At 63.3% G+C, this 9,428-nt stretch carries 5 protein-coding genes; 1 reads left to right on the top strand and 4 read right to left on the bottom strand.

Annotated features, from left to right (window positions below; translation table 11 throughout):
- The 4 genes from GPT33_RS04085 to GPT33_RS04065 form a co-directional block, all read right to left on the bottom strand.
- On the bottom strand, nt 1–2,490 hold a 2,490-nt coding region (locus GPT33_RS04085), incomplete at its 3' end, for a S8 family serine peptidase (RefSeq protein ID WP_296806057.1).
- Between the two features lie 155 nt (nt 2,491–2,645).
- Nucleotides 2,646–3,287 carry an SIS domain-containing protein gene (locus GPT33_RS04080; protein WP_296806056.1) on the bottom strand — a complete coding sequence of 214 codons (642 nt, stop codon included), beginning with the start codon at nt 3,285–3,287 and terminating at the stop codon, nt 2,646–2,648.
- 387 nt (nt 3,288–3,674) lie between these two features.
- The gene (locus GPT33_RS04070; RefSeq protein WP_296806055.1) at nt 3,675–5,378 is read right to left on the bottom strand and encodes an FAD-dependent oxidoreductase; all 1,704 of its coding nucleotides are present in this window, start codon (nt 5,376–5,378) and stop codon (nt 3,675–3,677) included.
- Nucleotides 5,379–5,790: 412 nt separating this feature from the next.
- A complete protein-coding gene (locus GPT33_RS04065; RefSeq protein ID WP_296806054.1) occupies nt 5,791–6,354 on the bottom strand; it encodes a cytochrome b in 564 nt (187 codons plus the stop codon).
- A gap of 312 nt (nt 6,355–6,666) precedes the next feature.
- Between GPT33_RS04065 and GPT33_RS04060 the strand changes: the two genes are divergently transcribed.
- The gene (locus GPT33_RS04060) at nt 6,667–9,354 is read left to right on the top strand and encodes a mechanosensitive ion channel domain-containing protein (RefSeq protein WP_296806053.1); all 2,688 of its coding nucleotides are present in this window, start codon (nt 6,667–6,669) and stop codon (nt 9,352–9,354) included.
- Nucleotides 9,355–9,428 lie beyond the last annotated feature (74 nt).

Here is a 9,428-nt window from a genome sequence, read left to right as displayed (position 1 = left end):
ACCACTCGGGTTCGTCTCGCAGACCCGCAGCGTGACAGGCAAACCACGCCCACCATCGTCCGGACTGACCGTCACCATTCCCCCGCTGCCGATGTTGACCGCAGCCACAGCGAATAGTCCCGTGCCGTTGCGGCTCGGCAGCCGGACCACCCCGTCCCCGCTCGGTGTTACTCCGATCGCGAGCAGATCGGGGGGTGCGACCGCTGCTGCCGAGAGGATGAAGGTATTGAGACCAGCCCTGCTCGGCGCCGGAGCGGTATTGTCACAGTCGAACACGAGCGCGATCTCGGTCGCTGCCATAGCCCTGGTTGGCGTGATCGCAAATACAAAGCCCCGGGTCGCCCCGGGCGCAATGTCAACCGGAGTATTGGGAGAACCGATCAAGGCATTGGCGGCGTTCGTCGTTTGATAGGTGAAGGTCGCGGGAATGCCGCTCGGCAAGGCCAGCCTGCAAACCCTGGCCGTCGCGGTGCCGCCATTGACGACGCTGGCAAACGCTGTTGCGGTTTGCCCGATCGCGACGGCGCGCGCATAGGGCAGCACGGCAGCATTGATGTTCGCGGCCCCTGGCCTTGCGGGCATGACCAAATTATCCAACCAGCCCGCATCGAGCCCGGATGTGGTGCTGAAATCCTTCTGGTAAGACCACCGCAGGGTGTGTCGACCGGCGGGGAGCCGATAGCTGTAAGACCGCCAACAGCTCGGGGACCATGAGCTACATCCCGATAGGCCTGTTATGGGTCGGCCATCGACGGAAAAGACGATTCCGTCGAAGTAGATCTCGCTGGAGACCGTCCAGTCGAACGACACGGTTCCCGCGGCGAAGGTGTCCGTGACTTCGATCGCACTGAATTGGTTGTCTCGAATGGTCCCGGATCGCAGACTGTACCGACCTTCAGTGACCGGAGAGGTCACAATGTTCCAGACCGCGCTTGAGCTCGAGGGGGTCGTGAAGCCGGCAGGCCACACACCACCCGCGGGGAACACTTCGGTGTCTCCATGCGAATCGACGAAGGTCGCGGTTACCGACTTGTCGGTGTTCATCGAGAGTGTGCAGGTCGTCGCGGTTCCGGAGCAGTTTCCGGACCACCCGGAAAAGGTGTAACCAGTGGCAGGCAGGGCAGTCAGAGCGACGCTGGTGTTCCGCGCAAACCTGGCGCTGCAGGTCGCACCGCAGTCGATTCCGGGAGGTGAACTCCTGACCGTACCCAATCCGGCTTTCCGGACGGTGAGCCCGACAGTGTTGTCGGATCCGGTGAAGAGCAGCCGATTGGGGGAGCCTGTGGCCGGGTCCGTAACCTTGCCGGCGGTCGCATTGTTGTTCAGCGCGCGGGCGACTTCGGCCGGGGACGCACCCGGATCAGTGTGGAGGAAGAGGGCCGCTGCGCCGGCAACGTGAGGTGCTGCCATCGACGTCCCGTTCTTAACCGTGGTTGCCGTATCGCTCGATATCGCAGCTGACGTGATCCCGTCACCCGGCGCGAAGAGATCCAGACAGTTGCCCCAGTTGGAAAACGAAGCGCGCCTATCGGTTCGCGTGGTCGCACCAACGGTAAGCGCTTCCGGGGTGGATGCGGGAGAGCCGCTGCAGGCATTTTCGTTCTCGTTTCCAGCTGCGGCGACAACCGTGATGCCCGAATCGATCGCCCGCTTAACAGCTAGATTCAGCGACGCCGAATATGATCCGCCCAGGCTCATGTTCGCAACCGCAGGGATTTGCTTGTTCGCGACAACCCAGTCGACTCCGGAAATGACGCCAGACGACAGCCCGGAGCCATCGCAGTCAAGCACCTTTACGGCAACCAAGGCCACGTTCTTCGCGATACCGTAGGTGTAACCACCTACCGTGCCGGCTACGTGGGTGCCGTGACCTTGACAATCGGTGTTGTTGCTGTCGACAAAATTGGCACCCCAGGTAGCCCTACCGCCAAACTCAGCGTGCGTAATGCGGATACCCGTATCGATGATGTAGGCCGTGACGACATCGCCCCCGTTGCCGTAAGAGTAGGTGTTGTTCAGTGGAAGATCGCGCTGGTCGACCCGGTCTAGGCCCCAGGTTGCAGGACTCTGCACACCGTCGACGGATATCGGGACATCTTCCTCAACCAGCAGCACCCGAGGATCCTTGGCGAGGGCCGCCGCCGCTTTCGCGCTCATCTCCACCGCCATGCCGGTTAGAGCATGGCTCCACTGCGCTTGAACCTTGGCGCCATACCGCTGAGCGAGGGTCCGACTTAAGCTCGCGACTTCGCTCTCAAGGGTACCCGCCGAAAGAGCAGATGCACTGAACGCCGAGTCCCTAAACAACACGATGTAGCGGCCAGGGACGGCTTCCTGTGTCTTTGCGGCGTCCGGACCTGAGAAGTCTTCAAAAAGAAGCGGGGACGAAGTCGAATCTTCCCCGGATGCCGTCGCAATGCCGGCGGCGATCAAACCTCCTGTCAAGACGAGGGCAATGAGTATCCACCGAACAGATGTCTTCGTCGTCATCTTCTTACCCTCTAGATTCCATATCGGAGAGATTCAGGAGTCTGGATTCGCCTCCGAAAGAGGCGTCCAGCGACAACATATACGTGTCCAATGCCTGATCGACATAGCTCCCGAAACTAGGATGCCTCGCACCCGCCTAACTGTCCATCCTATCGTCAGCGGCTGACGACCTCATTGAGCGGTCTTGTGACGGGAGCCTCAACTTGCGCCTCGACGGCCTCGCACAAAAAATGCCCGAGCACCAAATGAATCTCCTGGATCCTAGGCGTCTCGCGGGACGGAACCGACAGTAGGAGATCCGTCGGCGCAATAAGATCGGCATGTCGTGCACCGGTCAGGAGCACGCTCAGAACCCGACGCTCGGCAGCGGCCTCGAGAACCCGGACGATATTGGGCGATCGACCGCTGGTGGAGAGCGCCCAGAGCACGTCGCCGGGCCGGGCCAGTGCGGTGAGCGGGCGCGAGAAGATCTCGGCGAAGGAGAAGTCGTTGGCGACTGCGGTCAATGCGCTGGTGTCGAAGCCCAAGGCAACGGCCGGGATCGGACGGCGGGTCTTGTTCAGGAAGGGGCCGATCAGCTCGCCGCTGAGGTGGGTGGCCTCGCCGGCGCTGCCGCCGTTGCCGCAGATGAAGAGCGTGCCGCCGTTGCGGATGGACTCGGCGGTGCGCACCGCGGCCTCGACCGTGGCGGCAAGCAGTTCGGCGTCGCCCCGGACGGCCTCCACGAGGGCTGCGGTGGCGCCGAGTCGCTCGGCGAGCATGGCTGAAAGGTCTTGATGCGAAAGCTCTGCGGCCATGCGTGTTTCGGACTCCTGTTGATCGATCGTTGTCCCCTGCCCTCGGCGCGAGTCTTCTCGACCTCCTTGTGCAGACGTCGTTCGTATTTGCGCAGGTGGCCTTGGGTGGCGAGATGCGGAAGGTGCGGATAGCGCTACAGTCGCTCGAACGCCTCGGCGATCACAGGTGCGCGGGTACGCTCGTCCGGCGCGGCGGCCAAGCTTCGTAAAGGGCAACACTGGAGCTCATGGATCTAATGTGCCACCACGTGCGCATGCGGACAAGGACCGATGAGACTGCGTCTCGTACTTGTACTCAAAATCGTACGCAACGAGGCAACGAGATGGCCTACTTCAAGTCGTGTGGGGCGATGAAAGTCGCCCCTTGTATCGCGCCGGAATCGATGGCTACTTCTCCTTCGCGTAAGGCCAAGCGACAACACCGCCTTCCATGACCTTCACGTTGTGCCAGCCGTGGGCGTCGAGGATGGCTGCGGCTTCGTACCCGCGCAGCGAGATCCGGCAGTAGAGGATGATCTCCTTGGACTTGTCCTGCGGCAGCTCGGCGAAGCGATCACGCAATGCGCCGAGCGGGATGAGGGTCTCGCCGATGCCCAGGCGGGTCTCCTCGAATTCCTGAGGGCTGCGGGTATCCAGGATGAAGCAGTCGGCGCCGGTGTCCACGCGCTGTTTGACCTCGCTCGCGGAGAGCCCATGCATCCGACCCTGGAGCTTGTTGTCCATGACCTGAGCAGAGCTGATGACATGATCGATGGCGAGCGAGTACGGCGGGGCATAAGGCAGATCGGCGTTCACCATGTCCTCGACGGTCAGCTTGCCGCGGATCGCCATGGCGACGACCGCAACGCGCTTGCTGACATCGCCGGGGCCGATGCATTGGAAGCCGAGGATGCGCCCGGTTTTGCGATCGGCGACCAGCTTGCTGATCAGCAGCTTGCCGCTCATGTAGCCGGGGATGTCGAGCCCGGAGATGATCGCCGTCTCGATGTCGTCGAATCCCGCCTCGCGGGCATCCTTGGCCGAGAGTCCGGTAAAGCCGACCGTGTAGTCGAAGATCTTGCAGATGCCGGTCTGGATGATGCCGGGGAAGCGGGCACTGCCCTCCTTCACCAGGTTTTGACCGGCGACGCGGCCCTGTAGATTGGCGAGGTCGCCATAGGGCGCGCGCACCGCTTTGCCGCTGACCAGCGAGGTGCATTCGACGCAGTCGCCGACGGCATAGACGTCCGGGTCGGAGGTCTGCATGTATTCGTTGACACGGATGCCTCCGACCGAACCGATCTCGATTCCGGCGGCTTGGGCGAGCGTGACATTGGGTCTGACCCCGACGGCGATCACCGCGACCTCGCAGGGCAGCTCGGTGCCGTTGTCGAGCTTGACGCCGACGAGCTTGCCGTTTTCGCCCAGAAGCTCCGCCACGCCGTTGCCGACGATGATGTCCGGGCCGTGCGCGCGGACGTGGTTCTCGACCAGCTTCGACAAGTCCGGGTCGAGGAAGGGCAGGATCTGCCGGGTCTTCTCGATCACGGTCGTGTGAATCCCGGCGAGCCGCAGAGCCTCGCAGACCTCGAACCCGATCAGTCCCCCGCCGACGACCACCGCCTTTGTCGTCTTTCTCTCGTCACGGACCGCACGCAGGGCATCCGCATCGGCCATCGAATGCAGCGTCGTGACCCCATCGAGCTCAATGCCCGGCACGGAGGGCCGCAGCGGCGTCGCGCCCGTTGCAATGACCAGTTGATCGTAAGGGATGGTGGACTGCTCACCGGTCGGTAGATCCCGATAGGTGACGGTTTTGGCGACCCGGTCGATCTCGGTCGCCTCGGTGCGCACCAGTGCTTGAATGCGCTTGGCCTTTCCGTAAAAAGCCGGGTCGCGGACGATCCCCGCCGGTGTGCAGACAAGCATGTTGCGGTCGTCGAAGGTGCCGCCGACATAGTAGGGGAAGCCGCAAGAGGCCATGGACAGATCCGGCTCGCGCTGGATCAGGGTGATCTCGGCATGCTCGTCCATCCGGCGAGCCTTGGCGGCGGCCTTGGGGCCAGCGGCGGAGCCGCCGATGACGACGATACGCAGGGGTTGCGACGACATAAATCAAGTCTCTCGGTTGAGCGAAAACGGGTCAGGGGGCGCGGCCGGCCGGATGCGCAATCGAGCAAGGCGTCGGGATCTATTGATAGGGAGGTCTCGGTCGAGCGGCCCAGCGCGGTCAGTGTGAGCCATTCCGCTGCCGTCGGAATTGCGGATCCGCAACAGTCGGCGAGGCGAGACTGATCCGGGTCACGCCCGGGCAAAAAGAAGGCATGCAGAGGCAGTCGTAGATGCGGTGATCGGATTATCCTGCGCCGACTCAACCGCATGACATGCGTGCACACCCTCGGCACCCCGCCGCGAGCACCGCCGCCCATAACTGAAGGTCGATCGCTGAGAGCTGAGAGCTGAGAGCTGGAGGCTTAGAAGCGCGGAGCCGGCGAAAGTATCCCGGCTCCGTCTCCCGAAAAACTCAGCTCACGGCCGTCGCCTTCCCCCAAGGCACGATCCGATCGATGGCGCCGTCCTTGCGGACATACTGATGCCAAAGCGCGGCCAGGATATGCAGGCTGATCAAAGCGTAGAAGAAATACTCCATGTATGGCCCGTGTCCGAGCTTGGCGATGTCGTGCAGCCATGGCATGTCGCCGACGATCGAGGGGATCGGCGTTCCGAAGAAATCCGCCGAAACATCCTTGGAGGCGATGCGCAGATAGCCGCCGATCGGCACCAGGAGGGTAGCCAGGTTCAGCAGCACATGGGCCGCCTTGGCGAGGATGCGGGTGATCCAGAGACCGCGTAGCGGCGCGGGCTGGAACGTCATCCTGGTCCAGAACAAACGCAGGATCACGATCACGAACAACAGGATGCCGAGCGACATATGCAGGTTGAGCCACTCGGTGCGCGCGTCCGAGCCTTTCTCGGCCATCTCGCGCAGGAAATTCGTGCCGAGCATGGCAAAAAGCAGGCCGGCGACGGCCCAGTGAAAGAGTTGGGAAATGACGCCGTAACGTTCGATGGATTGCGTGTCGTTCATGGGATGATTCCTTTTCGTCTGGACTGTCTTCGTTCGGGTTGGGGCATGCAACGTCGGTCGGGTCGTTCGAGTTGGCGAGTATCAATAGTGTTTGTATGGTTTGCAATCGTGTACCGGTGTCGGTGATGTCCGCGGACGCAGGGCAGAGCGTCACGGGACATCTGTGACCGCGGAGCGGACGTCGCGAGCCATCAGTGTTTAGGTGGCCAGCCTACCGAGCGAGGGCCGACTTCGCATCGCTTCTTCGATCCACGTTAAAATGTCGCGAAGTGCCGTCTTGGCGACAACTATCGAAATCGAACAGGTGATCATTTGACGCATGCCAGCCCCGCACACTTTTTGATTCTTGCCCTCGTCCTTCTCACGGCCCCACTGATCACCAATGCCCAGTCCGGGCCCGCTCAATCCGATCTCGATCACTCCGGCGCCGTCGCTACCGGTGCAGCGGATGCCGAGACGTCGGTACTTTCCGATGCGCCCGATCAAGTCGAAGAGCGGACACCGGCGCAACGCCCCAACGAACCCGAGATCGCTTTCGATCCGGCGCATGTCGGCCTGCCGGGGTTTACCGAGCCGCGCTCGAGCGCGGATGACTATGCCGAGCTCTTGGCGCTGATCGACGCGCGCATCTCGGAGCTCGAGGCCGAGGTTCGGGATCCAGACCGAGGCGACTCGACCGAACGGAGCCAGGATCCGGTGCAGGATGCGCGGATCGCCCTCCTCGGCGAGCTGCGCACCGCGGTCCAGCGCGAGTCCGTCCTTGCCGCGCGGCTGCGCGAGTTGAATGGAGCGCTCGCCGAGTCGCAGGCGGCTGCCGAGCCAAGCGAGCCGCTCGACCTGGACCTCGGCGTCGAGCCGCCCTATCCGCTGCGATTGTTGGACGAGCTTCGGGCCAAGCGCAGCCTTGCCGAGCACGCGCGGGAAGACGCGGCGCGTTTGCGCAGCCAGGCCGATCGGCGGGTTGCCGCGGCCGATCGAAGCCATGAAGCGGCGGTGCGCGAGCGACGCCTCGCACGAGATCGCCTTGCGGTTGCCCGGGATCAGGCCGAAGGGCAGGCATCCGCACGGCCCGACATTGCGACGCTCGAACGGGAGCTGGAGGTTGCCCGACTGGCGGTTCTCGTGACCCTTCAGGAGCGCCAGTCCGCGCAGGTCGGCGCCGCTTTGGCCGAGCGCGAGGATGCCTTGGCTGCAGCGCGGCTCGTCCGGCTGCAGACCCAGATCGCCCATGTCGCCGGCGATGTCGTCTTCACGCGCGAGGCATTGGAAGAACGGCTTGGCGAGATACAGGCCCGAGAGGAGGCGGTCCGCGCAGATATCGCCTTACTCGTGGAGGCCGGCGATGCTGCCGAGCTGGCGCTGTTCCAGGCGCGTCGCCGCTTGGGGCTCATGAGCTCCGACGCCGCGGATCGCGATCGCGCACAGGAGCAGGTGCTCACGCGCGAAGCGGAGCTGGCCGCCGCGCGCAAAGGCGTCGAGTATCTGCATCAAGCGGTGGGGCTCGCCGGTTCGGCGCGGACACTATACGAGCGGCGGTACGCGCTTTTGCAGGGAGAGGAAAGCGCGCTCTGGCCGACCTGGCTGCGGGAGACACAGGCGCTGATCAAAGACATGAGTGACGAGAGTGCCTTCGCGCAGGCCGAGCTCGACGCCTTGCGGTCCATGCAGCTCGCGCTCGCGCGCCGTCTCGCCCGAGCGGATCTCGGTGCCGGGGTCGAGCAGGCGATCCGCGAGCGCGTGGGCGCGCTCGAGACGCAGGAGGAGCGCGCCAGGGAAATGCTGCTCGTAAAGGATCAGGTGCAGTCGCTTGCTCAACGCCTGCGCGACCAGCTCGACCCCTTGGTGAGCGAGCGCTCGCTCGATCAGCGCCTCGACGCGGCCAAACTTCAGTTGGAGTCTTGGTGGAACACGGAGCTCTTCGTCATCCAGGATCACGGGATCTTTGCCCGCGATCTGGTGACCGGCGCAGTGGTCTTCACCTTGGTCCTGGTACTCGTGTCCTTCCTGCGCACCCTGTTGCGGCGCACCGTACTACCCAAGCTGGTGGAGGGTCCGGAGACCGAGCGCAAGACCGCGCGTGCGGCCGTTTTGGCTCTGATCCGCAATACCAACCAGGTGTTCGTCCTGATCGTCGCCTTCTACGCCGCCATGACCGTCTCCGGCCTGGTTCAAGGTCATCTCAAGGTCTGGCTGTGGACGCTCCTGGTGGTCGCCATCTACGTCCAGGTCGGAATCTGGGCGACCGCGGGCCTGGTCGATTTCGTGCAGAGGCAGCGCAGCAAAAAGGAGCAGCAGGACCCTTCGGCCGTCACGGGTTACGGCCTTCTGTTGTTCTTTCTGCGGGTCGGCGTGTGGATCGTGGTGGTGGTCTCGGTTATGGCCCACTTCGAGTATCCGATCGCCGGTCTGATCGGAGCGCTGGGTGTGGGCGGTATCGCCGTGGCCTTCGCGGTCCAGAATATCCTGTCCGACGTCTTCCATTCCATGGCCATTATCCTGGATAAACCCTTCAAGGTCGGAGACTTCGTCATCGCCGGCGAGACCCTCGGCGTCGTCGACAGCATCGGCGTGAAGACCACGCGCATACGCAGCATCTCGGGCGAGATGGTGGTCATGTCCAACACCAATCTGCTCAACAGCACGTTGCGCAACTACAAGCACATGCGCGAGCGTCGCGTGGTCTTTAAGCTGGGCGTCGTCTACCAGACCCCGCCGGATCGGCTCGAGCGCATCCCGAAGATGATCGAGGAGATCGTCCGGGCTCAGCGGTTCACCCGTTTCGATCGTGCCCACTTCGCCGCCTACGGTGATTTTTCGTTGGACTTCGAGGTGGTCTACTATGTCATCGGTGCGGATTTCACGCTCTACATGGACATCCAACAGGCCATCAACCTCGCGATTTATCGCAAGTTCCAAGAGGAAGGCATCCAGTTCGCCTATCCGACTCAGGAGCTGATCGTGCGCCGCCCCCCGGGCGAGCTTGGCCGGGCGTCGGCTTGAGGTCAGGGGGCTTCCGCTTCCTTGCCGCAGCCGGCGCCCTCTGCGCCGCTGCGGCTGTCAGTCCGGGGTCAACC

Source organism: Thiocapsa sp., from assembly GCF_011390875.1.
Classification (GTDB): domain Bacteria; phylum Pseudomonadota; class Gammaproteobacteria; order Chromatiales; family Chromatiaceae; genus Thiocapsa.
The sequence above is the reverse complement of the archived record's forward strand: the minus strand, read 5'-3'. Positions and strand labels throughout refer to the sequence as shown.